Origin of the sequence: Micromonospora sp. NBC_01405, assembly GCF_045040155.1 — a bacterium.
GTDB lineage: Bacteria > Actinomycetota > Actinomycetes > Mycobacteriales > Micromonosporaceae > Micromonospora.
Window position 1 is genome coordinate 317,633 of record NZ_CP109532.1, and the last position, 17,181, is coordinate 334,813.

Annotated in this window: 7 protein-coding genes and 1 pseudogene; 3 read left to right on the top strand and 5 right to left on the bottom strand. The window is 66.7% G+C overall.

Translation table 11 applies throughout. The annotated features are described in order from the left end of the window. Positions 1 to 12: 12 nt before the first annotated feature. Positions 13 to 632, top strand: a pseudogene (locus tag OG559_RS01485) (transposase family protein); the annotation flags it as partial. Here OG559_RS01485 and OG559_RS01490 read toward each other — a convergent pair. The 4 genes from OG559_RS01490 to OG559_RS01505 form a co-directional block, all read right to left on the bottom strand. Next, positions 516 to 1,061, bottom strand: coding sequence for a transposase (locus OG559_RS01490; protein WP_405111401.1), 546 nt, complete (start codon positions 1,059 to 1,061; stop codon positions 516 to 518). The pseudogene OG559_RS01485 and the gene OG559_RS01490 overlap by 117 nt on opposite strands. 97 nt (positions 1,062 to 1,158) lie before the next feature. Beyond that, positions 1,159 to 1,467, bottom strand: a complete 309-nt coding sequence (locus OG559_RS01495) for a hypothetical protein (RefSeq protein WP_405111404.1) — start codon at positions 1,465 to 1,467, stop codon at positions 1,159 to 1,161. A 107-nt stretch (positions 1,468 to 1,574) separates the two neighbouring features. After that, a complete protein-coding gene (locus OG559_RS01500; protein ID WP_405111407.1) occupies positions 1,575 to 4,034 on the bottom strand; it encodes an RHS repeat-associated core domain-containing protein in 2,460 nt (819 codons plus the stop codon). After that, on the bottom strand, positions 4,035 to 4,859 hold the full coding sequence (locus OG559_RS01505) for a DUF6531 domain-containing protein (protein WP_405111410.1): 825 nt from the start codon (positions 4,857 to 4,859) through the stop codon (positions 4,035 to 4,037). A 673-nt stretch (positions 4,860 to 5,532) separates the two neighbouring features. Between OG559_RS01505 and OG559_RS01510 the strand changes: the two genes are divergently transcribed. Together OG559_RS01510 and glgB are read left to right on the top strand one after the other, a co-directional pair. Then, positions 5,533 to 7,626: a maltotransferase domain-containing protein gene (locus tag OG559_RS01510; protein ID WP_405111412.1), complete on the top strand. Its 2,094-nt coding sequence runs from the start codon at positions 5,533 to 5,535 to the stop codon at positions 7,624 to 7,626. Next, positions 7,614 to 9,716 carry a 1,4-alpha-glucan branching protein GlgB gene (glgB, locus tag OG559_RS01515; protein WP_405111415.1) on the top strand — a complete coding sequence of 701 codons (2,103 nt, stop codon included), beginning with the start codon at positions 7,614 to 7,616 and terminating at the stop codon, positions 9,714 to 9,716. Before OG559_RS01510 ends, glgB begins: the two co-directional genes overlap by 13 nt. Positions 9,717 to 10,506: 790 nt before the next feature. On the opposite strand, the gene OG559_RS01520 is transcribed toward glgB, so the two are convergent. Next, positions 10,507 to 16,923 carry an RHS repeat-associated core domain-containing protein gene (locus OG559_RS01520; RefSeq protein WP_405111418.1) on the bottom strand — a complete coding sequence of 2,139 codons (6,417 nt, stop codon included), beginning with the start codon at positions 16,921 to 16,923 and terminating at the stop codon, positions 10,507 to 10,509. Between the last annotated feature and the right edge of the window lie 258 nt (positions 16,924 to 17,181).

Here is a 17,181-nt window from a genome sequence, read left to right on the forward strand (position 1 = left end):
GACACCGTGCACCGCGACACCCGCGGGCGGTGGTGGCGCCTGGACGCCGGCCGGCAAGCCCTGCTTGCCCTGGCCCATCTCCGCAACGGCGACACCATCACCCGTCTGGCCTACGGTTTCGCGGTCAGCGTCACCACGGCCTGGCGGTACGTCCAGGAAGCCATCGACCTGCTCGCAGCGCACGCCGAGGACCTGAACACGGCCATGCGCCGCATCCGCCGGCTCGCATACGCGATTCTCGACGGCACCTCACCCCGATCGACCGGGTCGCAGACCAGCGCCCGTACTACTCCGGCAAACACAAACGCCACGGGATGAACGTGCAGGTCATCGCGGACTGCGCCTGACGCCTGACCTGGGCATCGCCCGCCCTCCCTGGCGCTGTACACGACCTGACAGCCGCCCGCACCCACGACCTGACCAACGCGAACGTCATGACGTTCGCCGACAAGGCATACCAGGGCGCTGGCGGAAGCGTCCGCACGCCGTTCAAGCGACACCGTCACCGACCCCGACTATCCAGCCGGCAGAAGACCGTCAACCGCCACCACGCCAAGATCCGGGCCCTCGGCGAACGCGCCGTCGCCACCCTCAAAGGCTGGAAAGTCCTGGCCAAACTCCGATGCTGCCCCCCGACGCACCACCGCGATCGATAGGACCCCGTCGTCGTGACCGAGGTGCTCGGACACGTAGGCGAACAGGTCGTCACGAACAGCGTCCGGGTCCCACGCGGACCGGTTGAGCAGCCGCTGCATCCGGTCCGGCGTCGCGTCGCCGGCGGCCTCGGCCAGGGTCCAGCCGTTCTTGCTGGCCAGGGGTGACAACAACCCGACCATGTAGGTCAGCGCCTGCCGGCGCGGCTCCGCCCGCCCGAACCGGTGCGCGAACCGCGCCAGCAGATCATCCAGACCCGCCCGCCAGCCCACAATCTCATCGATCAACACAAGCACGGGAGCCTGCCCGCACTGCAACTGACCACAACAGACAGACAGTGCGACAACGCAAACCACCGACCGATAGCATCGACATACGCAGCTGCGTGGTCGGCTCAACTCCGACATCGATCATGCCGATGAGCTGCTGAAACCTCAGATGAGGCAACTGCGGCTGGAGTACTAGCCCCACCTTGAGGGCATCGCGATGACGTCGTGCGGTCCCCTATACGTGAGGCTTGACGATCAGGTCGAGAGCACTTTCGGACTTTAGGAAGGTGCCGACGAAACTCACTGCCCTACCACCGGCGGACACCTCAACGTTGATCACCTCATCGGCCTCGATACGCACCGACAGGGGTGCACTACGGAGCCAGTCAAGCCGGGCCCGCAACACATGCTTTCCAGCCCCCACCTCCAATGAGATCCGGTCGGAGCGCCCCAACTTGGCGACTAGCTCATCGTTGATGTAGATACGAAACTTTCTACCCGCTCCGATCGCATCAATTCCTCTGGAAAGAACGATGGTTGACATCCCAGGCCTTTCTGCCGCTGCAGAGACAATAGAATTGTATCTATTGGATCGAGGCCCCGACGGGGACTCACCCGGGGCCTCGATCTCAGAGTCGAAATACCTAGAAACTAGCTAATCAAAAAGCCGGCCACTCCCCATGCCGCCTGCTCGGCGGCGTCACCCCAATTAGTTGGCTCATTCTTCTGAACATTCTCGCAAACTGACTTATATCCTCCAGCAATCGCGGAGCCGGCGGCGACGCCTGCGAAGGCTGCCCCCGGTCCGAAATATGAGAGGGGTGCGGCGATAATCGCTGCGGACGCGCCGAACACGAGGATCCCGGAAAGCTCACATTGCCAACTCTGCCCGGTAGGGTCGATGTAGTTCGTCGGGCTGCAACCAGCATAGGCGTAGCGGTTGCCGTTCTTGGGGTTGCCGATGAAGCTGAGGTTGTCCTGTTGGGTGAAGCGGCCCTGTTGGGGGTTGTACCAGCGCTGGCCGAACTTGGTGAACCCGGTGGTCGAGTCGTAGGTGCCGCCAGCGTAGCGGACGATGTTGGTGGTGCCGAGGTTGGTTTCGTCGGTGGTGGTGGCGTTGCCGTAGGGGTCGTACTTGTAGGTGGCGGCGAGGGTGCCGTTGGCCTTGACGGCGGCGACGGGGGTGCCGAGTCCGTCGAGGACGAACGCGGTGTCGGTGGTGCCGATGCGCAGGCCGAGCGGGGTGCCGATGCCGTCGCGTTCGACGTAGACGGTGGTGCCGCTGGTGGTCCAGGACTGGAGCGAGGGCATGCCGTGTTGGTCTTCGTAGCCGTACTGGAGGGTGGTGGTGCCGGCGCGGGTGAGTTCGACCTGGTCGGTGCCGGCGTAGGCATAGGTGCCGGTGTTCGCGGCGGTCATCTGGTTGGCGCCGTTGTAGGTGACGGGGTTGACCGTCGGGCTGCTGGTGCGGGTCTGGTTGCCGCGGTTGTCGTAGGTGTTGTAGGTGGTGGTGATCTGGTTGGCGGTGTTGAACGTCAGGGTCTGGGTGGTGGTGCCGTCGACCTTGACGCTGGTGCGGTTGCCGTTGCTGTTGTAGGCGTACTCGTAGGTCTTGCCGTTGTAGTTGGTGGCCTTGGTCAGCCGGTTGGCCTGGTCGTAGGTGAACTGGCTGATCGCGCCGGACACCTCGTCCTTCTGCCACTGGCGCAGGCCGGTGTCGTCGGCGGTGGCGGTGGAGCAGGGCTGCCCGGAGGTGTACTCGGCGTAGCAGTAGGTCACGTCGAACACCGTTGCCGGGGCGGCGGAGTTGCGGGTGGCGGTGATGCGGGTGGGCCGGTCGGACTTGTCGTAGACCGTCTTGACGCGCAGGGCGTAGACGCTGTTGCCCTCGTTGCTGGCGAACCAGGTGTTGAGGCGGTTGCCGTCCTTGTCGTAGGAGTAGTTGTAGCGGGTGGCGCTGGCGGTGTCGGTGCGCACCAGCCAGTTACGGGTGTTGTAGTAGTGCTTCGTGGTGCCCCGGCCGTCGGTCAGGTCGGTGAGGTTGCCGGCGAGGTCGTGTTCGTAGACGAAGGCGGCGGTGCCGGGGTTGGTGCGCTTGTGCAGGCGGTTGAGCTGGTCGTGCTCCCAGGTGGTGGTGCCGGTGGAGTCGGTGCGGCTGATCAGGTTGCCGGCGCGGCCGTACTCGAAGGTCACGTCGGACAGCGTGCCGCAGCCGGAGTAGCTGGTCTTCTGGACGCGGTCGTCCTTGCTCCACTCGTTCGTGGTGGTGCACCCGCCCTGGGTGACGGTGGCGATCCGGCCGAGGACGTCGTAGGTGAACGTCTTGACCGCCAGGCCGTTGCCGGTGGGCGGGGTCAGCGTGGTGATCTGCTTGTTGCTGTCATAGGTGTAGGTGGTGGGGTTGCCGGTGTTCGCCGGGTCGGTGGAGGACTTGACGGTGCCGTTGGTGTTGTAGTCGACGTCGGCCTTGGCGGCCAGGGCGTCGGCGGTGGAGGTGCGGTTACCGGCACCGTTGTAGGTGTACGTGGAGGAGTTGCTCTGGGTGTCGATCGACGAGGACGGCTGGAAGTTCGCCGTCGGGTTCGTCGAGGTCGCCGCGTTGGCGTACGCCGCCGAGGCGCTCGAGCCCGAGGGGGAGGCGGACTTCGTCAGCGACTCGCCGGCGTTTGCGCCGTAGGTGTTGGTGACGGTGCTGCTCTCGGGGCTGACCTCGGTGGCCACGTCGCTGAACGGGGTGTAGGTCTTGGAGCGCTCGTTGCCGGCGGGGTCGGTGGTCTTGGTGACCCGCTTGTCGCTGTTGAGGTCGTAGGTGGTGTGCGGCACCGACGCCACCGGCTGCGACAGGTCCTGCCGGGGGTCGGCGACCTTGGTCTGCGACGAGGTGGGGTAGGCGAACCGGGTGGTCGCGCCCTGACCGGTGACGTTGTTGGTGACCTGGGTGAACGAGGTGACCCGGTGCTGACCGTCGTAGGTGACGGTGCTGTAGGTGTCGTCCTTGGTCCAGATCTTCACCAGGTCACCGGCGGTGTCGTACTCGAACGCCCACCGTCGGGCCGACGCCGGGGTCTGGATGGCCTTGAGCCGGTTGTTGGTGTCGTACTCGTAGGTCACCTACCGCAGCACGTCGTATCCGTCGCTCTGCTGGTACTTCGTCAGCCGGCCGCTGGCGAAGGTGGCGGTCGCCTTGCGGGCGTACGCGCCACCCCGGTCCGACGTCACCTGGGTGAGCTGCCCGCCGCTGTAGACGTAGTCGGTGACGTTGTCGTTGCGGTCCTCGGTCTTGTCCAGCAGACCGTCGGAGGTGAAGAACAACTCCTTGCCGCTGCCGTGCTCGGTCAGCTTCCACCCCGTGCCGTTGTGCGCGAGGGTGGCCTTGAACTCCCCGGGCGAGGTGTAGGCCGAACCGGAGGCGGTGAACTTGCCCACCACCCCGTCGGCGGCCGCGTAGGTCACCGAACCGTCGTCGGCCGGGTAGAGCTTCACGTCCTGCCCGGAGCGGGTCCGCCACCCCGGACCGTGCGCCCCGACCGCCAGGTCGCTGCCCAGCATCAGGCTGTTGAACGCCGCACCCAGCGTGACGTTGCCCGCGACCCCCGGCAGCGTCAGGTCCGTGCTGAGCACCATCAGGTTGCCCGACCCGACGTTGACCTTCGCCTCCAGGCGGTCGGTCAGCGAGAACGCGACCTGCGTGCCGTTGCGCACCGGCCCGGTGCCCTTGGGCACCGACGGTGCCGCCCCCGCGGCCGACACCGGCAGCGCCGCCCGCCGCGGACTGTCGAACAACCACACCTTCGACGACGACCGCGGTGATACCTGCGGCGTCGATGTCGGCTCCTTCGCCGCCGCAGGCGCGGCGGACACGGCCGGCGGAACCGCCAGCACCGAAGCGGCCAGCAGCGCGGACGCCACCCCTACAGCCGCATGACGTTGGACCATTAACACTCCTGACAATGGCTGACCGGCAGACCTGTTTCCACCGGAAATTGGACACATTTCACCCGCACTCAGCACGGCATAAAACCGAACCGGCGCAGGCTGAAACAGCACCCCGAATAGGCGGGTGCCAAGAAAGCAAGGAAGGAGAATTGTCCCGGAAGGTTGGTGCGCGGTCAGTCGCCGGCGCGCGGCTGGTGAGAAGCCGCCTCACACGTCGGCCCGGCCTCCGCCAGAGATGCCAGATCACGATTCACGCGGGACGCCGCCTCCGCGAACAGCGGAACAAGCCACGCCGCGACCGCCAGCCCGCAGGAGAGCACAACAATGCGCATCGTCAACACTGCGAGCTGGGTAAATTTCGACTTTCGTCCTGACTCATGTTTCCCCCGTACATGCCACTGATTGCCATCCGTCAATCATTGCCTTGGCACAAGTTACCTGCCGGCCAAGCGACAGGTCAACAAAGATTACAAACAGAAAGGATCAATGCCCCATAGGTGCACAAATTGACGCCAACCAGTAGCTCTACGTGATCACGATCGGTACCCAAATCGGAACTCTGAGTATCCGCCGGCGACCCTCGGATGCTTCCGGCGCAGGCCGGGTGAGCCGGGGCGGGTGCCGGTGGCCGCTTGGCCGCGCGCGAGACGATCTCGCACAGTAGGTTGGCGGAGTGACTGGACGGTTCCCGATCGAAGACGTCTCCCCCGTCGTCTCCTGCGGTCGCTACCCGGCCAAGGCGGTGGTCGGCGAGGCGGTGCCCGTGTCGGCGCGCGCCTACCGGGAGGGGCACGACGCGCTGGGCTGCAACGTGGTCTGGCTCGGCCCCGACGGCAAGGCCCGGCCGTTCACCCGGATGCGCCCCGGCGAGCCCGGCCAGGACCGCTGGCACGCCACCATCCGCCCCGACGCCGTCGGCGCGTGGACCTTCGCCGTCGAGGCGTTCCAGGATCCGTACCTGACCTGGCAGAACGCGGTGACCAAGAAGGTCGCCGCCGGCCAGGGCCCGGCGGAGCTGGCCAACGACCTGGCCGAAGGCGCGCGGGTGTTGACCGCGGCCGTGGACCTCGTACCGGCCGGCGACGCCGACCGGGTGACGGCGGCGGTGACCGCGCTGCGCGACGAGCGACTGGACCTGCCCCGGCGGGTCGCCCCGGCCCTCGGCCTGGCCGACCTGCTCTGGGAGCACCCGGTGCGCGAGCTGGTCACCACCGGCGCGGAGCACCGGCTCTGGGTGGACCGCCCCCGGGCGCTCTTCTCCGCCTGGTACGAGTTCTTCCCCCGCTCCGAGGGGGCGATCCCCGCCACGGTCGACGCCCCGGCCCGCTCCGGCACCTTCCGCACCGCCGTCGACCGGCTGCCCGGGGTCGCGGCCATGGGCTTCGACGTGCTCTACCTGCCGCCGATCCACCCGATCGGCCGGGTCAACCGCAAGGGCCCCAACAACACGCTCACCGCCGGCCCCGACGACGTGGGCTCGCCGTGGGCGATCGGCGCGGCCGAGGGCGGCCACGACGCCATCCACCCCGACCTGGGTACGCCGGCGGACTTCCGCGACTTCGTCGCCGCCGCCGCCGAGCAGGGCCTCGAGGTGGCAATGGACCTGGCGTTGCAGTGCGCCCCGGACCACCCATGGGTGACCGAGCACCCGGAGTGGTTCACCACCCGGGCCGACGGCAGCATCGCGTACGCGGAGAACCCGCCGAAGAAGTACCAGGACATCTACCCGGTGAACTTCGACAACGACCCGGAGGGCATCCGGGCGGAGATCCTGCGGGTGGTGCTGCACTGGATCGGCGAGGGGATCCGGATCTTCAGGGTGGACAACCCGCACACCAAGCCGTTGGATTTCTGGCACTGGCTGATCGCCGAGGTCAAGAAGGTCGAACCGGACGTGCTGTTCCTCGCCGAGGCGTTCACCCGGCCGGCGATCATGCACGGGCTCGGCAAGATCGGCTTCACCCAGTCGTACACCTATTTCACCTGGCGCACGACGCCGGCCGAGATGCGGGAGTACTGCGAGGAGCTGGTCGCCTCGGCCGACCACATGCGGCCGAACTTCTGGCCGAACACGCCGGACATCCTGCACGAGACGTTGCAGCACGGCGGCCCGCCGATGTTCAAGATCCGGGCGGTGCTGGCCGCGCTGCTCTCCCCCTCCTGGGGCATGTACGCCGGCTACGAGCTGTTCGAGCACACCGCCCGCCCCGGCGCGGAGGAGTACCTGGACAACGAGAAGTTCGAGCTGCGCCCCCGGGACTGGGCGGACGCGCAGGCGCGGGGGCGCTCGCTGGCCCCGTTCGTCGCCACCCTCAACCGGGTCCGGCGCGACAACCCCGCCCTGCACCAGCTGCGCAACCTGGTCTTCCACGACATCGACAACCCGGCCCTGCTGTGCTGGTCCAAGCACGACCCGGACACCGGCAACGCGGTGATCGTGGTGTGCTCGTTCGACTCGCAGGCCGTGCAGTGGGGCAACACCACCCTCGACATGCCGGCGCTGGGCCTCGACTGGCACGAGCGGTTCACCGTGCACGACGAGCTGACCGGCGCCGCCTACGACTGGGGGCAGCACAACGCGGTACGGCTCGACCCGTACCTGCAACCCGCGCACGTGTTCACGGTGCGCCGGCCGGTCCCGCCCCCGGTGGAACCGGCCGCGCCGGCCGCGCCCGACCTGACCGTGCAGGACGTGCCCTCCGAACTCTCCGGGGGCACCGCCCCCACCGCTGCGGCTGACAAGGACGACGCACGATGGACGAGCTGATCGCCGGCGTGGCGCACGACCCGCACGCCGTGCTCGGCGCGCACCCCGCAGACGGGCGCACCACCATCCGCACCCTGCGCCGGGGCGCTCAGGCGGTGAGCGTGCTCGTCGGCGACGAGCGGCACCCGGCGACCCGGGTGCACGACGCGGGCGTCTTCGAGGCCGTCCTGCCGGGTGAGGTGCTCGACTACCGGGTCGAGGTCGACGGCGCGGTGCGCGACGATCCGTACCGTCACCCGCCCACCCTCGGCGAGCTGGACCTGCACCTGATCGGCGAGGGGCGGCACGAGCGGCTGTGGGAGGCGCTCGGCGCCCGGGTCCTCGACGGGGGCGTGGCCTTCGCCGTGTGGGCGCCCAACGCGCGCGGCGTGCGGGTGGTCGGCGACTTCACCGGCTGGGGCCCCGACGACGGCTGGCCGATGCGCTCGCTCGGCTCCAGCGGGGTGTGGGAGATCTTCGTCCCCGACGCGCCCGAGGGCGCGCGGTACAAGTACCGGATCCTCGGCGCCGACGGGCACTGGCGGGACAAGGCCGACCCCCTGGCCGCGTACGCGGAGGTGCCGCCGGCCACCGCGTCGGTGGTGCACCGCTCGACGTACGAGTGGAACGACGCCGACTGGCTGGCGCGACGCGCGCGGCGGCAGCCGCACCAGGAGCCGATGAGCGTGTACGAGGTGCACCTCGGCTCGTGGCGGCCCGGCCTCGGCTACCGGGAGCTGGCCGAGCAGCTCACCGCGTACGTCACCGAGCTGGGCTTCACCCACGTGGAGTTCATGCCGGTGATGGAGCACCCGTTCGGCGGCTCCTGGGGGTACCAGGTCACCGGCTACTACGCGCCGACGTCCCGGTTCGGCGACCCCGACGACTTCCGGCACCTCGTCGACACCCTGCACGCCGCCGGGATCGGGGTGCTCCTGGACTGGGTGCCGGCGCACTTCCCCAAGGACGAGTGGGCCCTGGGCCGGTTCGACGGCACCCCGCTGTACGAGCACCCCGATCCGCGCCGCGGCGAGCACCCCGACTGGGGCACGTACGTCTTCGACTTCGGCCGCCGCGAGGTACGCAACTTCCTGGTCGCCAACGCGCTGTACTGGTGCGACGAGTTCCACGTCGACGGGCTGCGGGTCGACGCCGTCGCCTCGATGCTCTACCTGGACTACTCCCGCCCCGAGGGCCAGTGGCTGCCCAACGAGCACGGCGGCCGGGAGAACCTGGAGGCGATCGCCCTCATGCAGGAGGTCAACGCCACCGTCTACAAGAACCACGCCGGGGTGGTGATGATCGCCGAGGAGTCCACGTCCTGGCCGGGGGTGACCCGGCCGACCGCCGACGGCGGGCTGGGCTTCGGGTTCAAGTGGAACATGGGCTGGATGCACGACACCCTGCTCTACACCTCGAAGGACCCGATCCACCGGCAGCACCACCACCACCAGCTCACCTTCTCCCTCGCGTACGCGTGGAGCGAGAACTTCATGCTGCCGATCAGCCACGACGAGGTGGTGCACGGCAAGGGCTCACTGGCCGCCAAGATGCCCGGGGACACCTGGCAGCGGCTGGCCAACGTGCGGGCGCTGCTGGCGTACATGTGGGCGCACCCGGGCAAGCAGCTGCTGTTCATGGGCTGCGAGCTGGGCGACGACCGGGAGTGGAGCGAGGAGCGCGGCCTCGACTGGTACCTGCTGCACGACCCGGTTCGGGCCGGCGTGCAGCGCCTCGTCGGCGACCTGAACCGCGTCTACCGGGACACCCCCGCGCTGTGGGCGCAGGACACCGAACCGGCCGGGTTCCGCTGGATCGCCGGCGACGACGTCACCCACAACACGGTGTCGTTCGTCCGGATCGCCCCCGACGGGGCCACCCTGGTCTGCGTGGCGAACTTCTCCGCCCTGCCGCTGGAGGACTACCGGATCGGGCTGCCCGCCGCCGGCACCTGGACGGAGGTGCTCAACACCGACGCCCACCACTACGGCGGGTCGGGGGTGGGAAATCTGGGCGAGGTCCAGGCCGAGGACGTGCCGTGGCACGGCCTGCCGGCATCCGTGGCACTGCGGGTGCCGCCGCTGGGCGCGCTCTGGCTGCGCCGGAACTGAGCGGGGCGGCAGCCGGGATTCGCACCTCGGAGGACGCATCGAGGTACGGCCGCTGGGGCGGCCTGGTCTCCTTCGGCCCCTACGGAGCTGCCCCGTTTGTGCTGTCGGCGGGGTGGGAGCGTAGACGGGGCAGCTCCGTAGGGGCCGCCGGGCATGTCTCCAACCAGGCGGGCGGGCATTCCCAGGCCGCCGTCGGACTACCCGGTATAGAGGGCCAGCGCGGCGAAACGGGGCTCCCGAGGGGCGAGACCGGCGGCCCTCCAGGTGCCACCGCTCGGTGCCGTCTGGCTCCGCCAACGCTGACAGGGCGAGACCCCGAGGGGGTCTCGCCCTGTCGTTTTGCCTGCGGCGCTGTCAGGCTCTGGCCTGCGCGCAGGCCTCCCTGATCCGTCTCACAGCTTCGTCCCGATACGGCTCTGCTCGCCGTAGCGACCAAACGAAAGTGGACCCCGTTGAGGGAAGTATCCGAACGAATACCTCGTCCCCAAACCTCGTGGTGATGTTAATCGCCCCTTTGGCAACCGGATCCACTGCAGTGATGTCCCGAAGGCTGACCGCCTTGGCCCGCACTACCGATTCCCCAAGACCAGGCATTCCCAGGAGTCGGCGAGGGGCGAAGAGCAGCCGGGAGTCGGTCAGGATGAGAAGGACACCAAAAGCGGACAGGACGGTCCTCCGAAGAGGGAAGTACGCCCTCTGCGTAAAAACCATCTTCTCTCCGTCCGCCAGGCGCGGCCAACCGTACTCTGCCATTTCCTACCCACTTTCCCGATTCCGAATAACCGGACCGTCAGATGCGCGCCACCTCCACCCGCTGCGGCGTCACCCATACCGCCTGCGGCTTCCGAGACTCGAAATAGCTCTCATAGTACTTGTAGAGCCCGACCTCGACGCCAACAATGGTTCCGACCCCAGTACCGACCGGCATGGCAACCGCACATCCCACGCCGAGCGCCCAAATTCCGGCTGCACATCCAATGCCTGTTCCCACGCCGGCCCCGGCAGCCGCGCCGATCCCAATCAGGTCCAGTTCCTTGTACCATTCCCACTTCGGGCGTTCGGCGGGGACGGCACTCTCCCAGGTGTAGAAGATGCATGAACCGCTCACCCGGCACTTGAGACTTCCAGATACAGCAGCATTACCCACCAGGTAGCTACAGCCGCCAGGGGCATTGCATTTCTTCACCTCAACCTCACACGCCCCGGCTACGTTGCAATTGTAGGTGGCGCCAGTTCCACGACCGTACTTCTGGATCACGCACGATCCGGGAGCGTTGCAGTCGTAGATAACCTTCTTCTTCCCGCTGCCACCCGCACCCGGGGTGATCGTGCATTTTGTCTCGGCGTCACACGTGTAGCGGGTGGGCTTCTCCTTAGGATTCTCGCACTTCGCCGGCCAGCAAGGGTTCTTCTCCTTGGCCTCCTGGTTGCCCTTCTCGTCACCGGGGTGGTAGTCGGTGCACTGCCCCCGACAGTCGGGGTCGATCAGGCCGGTGGGATCGGACGAAGTGACCGGGCTGTTGCCCGCGTACGAGTAGCCGTTCCACTGCTGGGGGCGGCCGGTGTGCTGGATCGGATCAACGGAGATGAATCGACCGATGGTCGGGTCGTAGGCGCGAGCACCCACGACCGTGAGCCCGGTCGGACTCGTGGGCTTGTTGAGAAACCCTCTGTTGTCCGGGGTGGTGACGGCCGCTCCGCGGGGCCCACCGAAGGGGGTGTACTGCCTCCACGTGGGGATCTGAGCGGTGCCGTCGAGGTAGAGCGCCGGAGTGCCCTGGTGGTCCGCGATAACGAAGGTGTACGCCGCGCCGCTGCCGGAGCGGACGCAGCTGCCACCGCCGGGAAGCGCATAGTTACGGCTTCCCTCGATCGCACTGGTACTGGTGTTCAACGTCAATTGCTGCCCCGGCAGGTAGAGCGTGGTCTTGCCAGGCTCCTTCTGCACGAGAATCTCGCCGTCGGCGTCGTAGACGAAATTGTTGTCGCCGCTGGAGCCTCCGGTGACGCCGGTGAGCTTACCGGCGTCGTCCCAGGTGAGAACCTGGCTACCCTGGGCGGCGTTGCGGCCGACGGTGTTGCCGGCGCTGTCGTAGGTGTAGGACGTGGTGCCGGTGGCACCGCCGGTGGTGCTGGTCGAGGTGAGTGTGTGCGGCTTGTTCTGACCGCTGCCGTCGTAGGTGTAGTCGGTGGTGATGTCCGTACCACCGGTGAGGTTGTGCTCGACCTGCTTGGTCCGGTTGCCGATCGTGTCGATCGTCCAACTGGTCCAGTAGGCACTGCCCCCACCGACGTTGTTGCCGACCATGCTCTTGTTCGTCAGGGTCGGGGCAGTGACGCAGGCATCGGTGCCAGTCCACGCCTCAGTGAGTCGTGCCAGCCCGTCGTAGCCGTAGCACTGCGTCTCCGCCGGTGCGACAGTGCCGAGCCGCTTGCTGATTTTGCGGGTCAGGTTGCCGGCCGGGTCGTACCTGTACTCCTGCTCGTCCACGGTCGACGGAGTCGCCGTGGAGCGCGTGATCAGCTGATTGGTCAGCCGGGCAGTGTGCGGATCATAGGTATTGGTCACGAAGGCTCGATTGGTGCCAGAGCCGAGGGTCTGCTGGTTCACCCGCCCCCATGCGTCATACACGACACCGTTGGCGTAATTAGCCGCGCCACCTAGCGTAGTCGGCAGGTCCAGCACACCGGAGTAGCCGTGCAGCACCGTCTCCGAGGACAAACTGCCTTTCGCGGGGTACGTGTCGGTCAGCGGCAGACCCAGCACCGAGGAGTAGGTATGACCAAAGGCGTATGACCCACCCAGTGCACCCTCGGTGGCGGGGATAGTCACGGTCTCGCCCAGGGAATGGCCAAAGACGTTGAACCCCTTCTGCTGGGTCGTGTACGCCTGACCACCCTTGAAGACAGTCGTGGAGGTGAGCTGCCCGATGGGGTAGGTCATGTCCACCACTGCGCCGTCGCTGTTGTCGTAACGCCAGGCGGCACGCTGGTTTGCGGGCGACTGGTTCGCGACCGTCGAGGCGTACTCTCCGGTCTTCCGGTTCAGCTCGTCGTAGGTGTACGACACCGTCCTGCCCGAGGCATCGGTCGTCTGAACGAGGTTGTCGTTCCCGTCGTAGACGATGCTGCTACCGCCGGCGTCGGGGTCGGTCATGCTCTCGACCTGGCCGAGCAGGTTGTACGTCGAGGCCCAGACGTTGTTCTGAGCGTCAGTCAGGCTGGCCTGGTGGCCGTGGCCGTCGTAGCCGAACTTGCTCACTACAGCGGTGCCGCCGGTAATCGTGAAGGCGCCGGTGAAGGTGTCCGTGGGTGTCGCCACCGTCGGCTTGGCGCTGTACTCCTGCAGTTCGGTCTGCCTACCGAACGGGTCCGTCACCGTGGTCTTGACGACACCGCCGTCGGGCGGGACGACAGTGGTGCGGTCCCCGCCGTAGACGGTGGTCGTCGTCGATACCGCAACCCCGTTCTCGGACGCGAGGGCGATGACCTCGCGGCTCAGGCCGTCATAGGTGGTGAAGGTCTGGTTCGGTACCTGCTTGCCCAGATTCGCGGCCGACACCGGCGCGCTCACCGTCGGCGTCGTCGCGTCGTCCCACCAACCGTTGTACGACGCACGAATCAAACCGCGCGTGTCGTAGAAGCTGTCCGTGATCATCCGGCCACCCTGCGGGGTAGTCGCCTGGGTCTGGCGGGAACGCAGTAACGCGTCATAGATGATGACCGACGTCTGATATCCATTGGAGTTGTTCAAGGTCTGGCTGGTGACCGCAGTGACACCGGTCTTCGACACCGTGTAGATGAACTTGTGGTTCGCCGGACTGCTGGTAGGACGGGAGTGCAGCCACACCCCAGTGTTACGGCCCAGCGCGTCGTACTGCTGGACCGTGACCACCCCGTTCCGGGCGGTGCTGGTCAGCGGCAGCCCTCGTCGAGGGCTGACCGTCGTGCTCGCGGTCTGACCCAACGGATTAACGATCGAGGTGCCGGTCAACAGTCCGGCGGAGTTCATCGCGTACGCCGTGGTCGTCTTGTTGCCGTTGCCGTCGTACCCGTCCACCGGTCGCCCGTAGGAGTCGTAGGTCGACTTCTTTGTGGTCTGCCAGGTGTACGCACCCCCGACATGATCCTTGGCGACCTGGTTCATCGTCACGTCGCCCTTGGCTGGGGCGGTCGTCTGCGGAAACACGGCGCCAAATGTCGGGTCGTCGTAGAAGCTCCGTTCGACCTTGACCACCTGCCCAGGCCGATTCACGCTCCCCGGGGCGGCCAGAGTGTTCACGCTACCCGGAACCGATGCCGGATTGCCCTGGGTGAACCCAGCGCAGGCCACCGACACCGTCTCCGTCTGACTGACCAGGCCAACCAGGTTCTTGGCCACATTCGATGGGGCGTAGGTGTAGCTGACGCACTCGCTATGGGCCGCCGCCAACGGCACGGTGTAGCTGTAGCTGTGCTTCAGTAAGCCGAAGGTGGAGTTGCCAGTGGCTGCGTCGTAGCTGTTCTCCTTAGCCGTATAGCGCCACGTGACCGAGCCACCGCTGGTGACTGCCTGACGTGCATACGTCTTGGCCGGCGCGACCCACTGTGCCGTCAACGCCGACAACCCGGTGCGAGAGCGCGTCGCCGTCGCCCCGGACACCCAGTACGACGTGATCGTCGACGAGTCGACTCGGCCACCCTCACCGAGGTACTTGGTGGTCTCCAGTTCTTTGCCCGCAAGTTCATCGATGTCTTCATGGATGCCGCCAGCGGAGTCGGTCAGGTTCAGCACCGTCGAGGTGTTGTTTTTCGACATGCCCCGGTAGTAGACCGTCTCGGCCTGGGTACGGCGGTCGTTGACACCATCACCAGTAAGCGTCTGCACCTTGGCGTAACCGCGGAACTGGCCGTGGGTGCGGTACTTCGCCTTGACGACCTCGTTCTCGTCAAAGTGCCAGGCGGCACCACCGAGGTACTTGTAACTGGTCGACAGAGCGGCCGCGCCGCCAGTCGGGTCGGTTGAGGTGACCCGGGTGACCGCGTACTTGTTGAACCAGTCCTTGAACGGGTTCACATACCCGTCCGGCGTCCAGTACACGGGGTAACACGACTTCGTGTTCGCCGCCGGGTCGGTGGTCACCGGCGCGGTGCAGGGCACGGGCAACACGTAGGACGGAGAGATCACCGATCCGGTCTCGGTCGTGACCGTCGCGACTCGCTGCCTGTAGAACGACGGCAGTCCACCCGCAGTGTCCACCCGGTTGGGCAACTTGGTACCGGTGAAGGACAACGACGGCAACGTAATCGGCGCTGCCGACCCACCGGCGCTGGTGTCATGGCCGGTACGGGTAATCGAACTCAGCCAGAGCGTCGGCGAGGTGCCGTCACCGGTGGCGGGCATGGTGTGCGCCAACGCGAACGAGTCAATCTTGTCGTAGGCAGTCGTCCCGGTGTTGTACTGCTGCGTCTCGATCGAGGAGAGACGCACCGTAGAGAAGAACGATGGACTCCAGATCGAGCAGTCGACTCCCGAGTTGCAGATGAGGTCGAATGGCACATCGGGCCAGTTCGTCTTGTTGGTCGAGTTCAGTGGCTGACAGGTGCCGGACAGGCATCGGTCACCGGTGTTGAACACCACCCGATTCGGCACTACACCGAAGGCGTTACCGTCGGTAAAGCCGTAGTCGATCCGCGAGAGGTAGCTGTCCCGGATGTAGGAGACATCCGAGACACCCTTGTTCCGCCCGTAAAAGTTGGTGGCCTGGTTGTAGTAATAGGCCATCGCGTTCCCGTGGACGTCCTTGACGTAGTCCAGGTTCCACCGGTACGCCATCGTGCACACCGAGGACGAGAACCCGGCCGCGTTGTAGCACGGGTCCCCGGAACGCGGGGAATACACCGGTGTGTGGTCGACGGACTTCGTCTCGGATTTTCCGGCGACCCAGCCCGGGAGCCTGTTACGGCCGAATTCGTAGGAGATGCCGCTGCGCTCGGTGACCCGCCAGTAGTCCGTGTTGTAGGTGCCGCTTCCGTTGCCGGAGTTGGTGACCCGCTGGACGACCGCACCCTTGTCGTCCTCGGCCTTCCACACCTGCTTGGTGTCGTCCCAGACCAGTCGGGTTGACGATCCGTTCAGCGACAACGTCAGCACTGGCCCGTCATAGCATCGGTCGTAGGTCTTGACCGGCGAAGGGCTGCCGCCCGGCTCGTCCATGCAGGAGGCGAACGTCTGCTCGATAAACGACCGAGGAGTCGTCCAGCCGTCGCCTGCCCAGGACGCCTGTGCGTTCGTCGAGGCCGTCTGCCCGTCCACCCGACCCGAGTCGTAAGACAGTGCAACAGTCGGGACCAGGTCAGAAGCGGCTGGCGGCATCCCCACGGGCACCGAATAGCTGAAGGAGCCGGCATTTCCGCTACTCGTCCAGGTCCCGGAGGGCTTCAGCTCGGTCGCCGCATAGGTGCCACCGGTACCGCCCTCGTCACCTGCGGCTGACGTAACGGCGAGAACCGTGAGGCCGCCGCCGGCAAGCTGTGAGCGCGCCTCGGACGCCACCATCGGCACCTCGGCCGACACCGTCCTCGCCGATGCGTCGTTCGTGGATGCCAACGGTTGAGCTGTCCTGCACCCTTTCACAGCAGGCGTCGTCAATGCGCACGCTGGCAACTGGACCAGCTTCAGACGAGAGCCGTAATTACCGCCATACGCCTCGGCAAAGTCGGCGTAGTCGACTCCGACCCGGACGGCCCCGGACGACACGTTCGGCGTCACAGACAACACAACGCCTTCGACCCCGGCCGCTACTGCCACCTTGCGGTCGGCGACAGTGACCGCGAGTCGCCCAGGTCCAGCCAGGCCTGCACCGTTGGCCACAGACTCGGCCCACACAGGAGTTCCGGCCGCGCGCACCCGCACCGGCGACGCCCCCCGCGCACCCGCCGACGGCAACTCCACGCGCGCCGAAGCGGCCTTCGGCCACACCATCCGCGTCGGCCGGAACGTCGCCTTCGCATCATCCGACGGCGTCACGAACTTCGTCGGCAACGGCTTCACGCCCTTGACCGACTGCCCCGGCGACGTCGCCGGCGGCTTCGCCACCTCCGCACCCTTCGGCTTTGCAAGCGCGGGCGTCCCTGACAACAGGCTGGCTGTGACCGAGGCGGCCGCGACAACCGCGACCAGACGTCTGGAACGTGTGAGCAGGTGTAATCCCCAGTGGACGGCCATGCGAACCTCAGTTCTGCGAGACGGGACTAAAGCCACGCAGAATGATCGAACGCGCACCCCCGTGGCGCCCGACAATGTTTCACGTCCAGCCTACCCGGAGGTCACGAGGAGATAACGATAGGCATACTTGCATGGATCAAATCCATCGCAGTGCGTCCGAAAGGGGCAACACAGTGTGACCTCAGTCGGTCCTTGAGTGAGCGCGAGCTGATTCGCTGTGGCCGCTCAGCGGACGCGGCTATGCGTCCAACGGACATG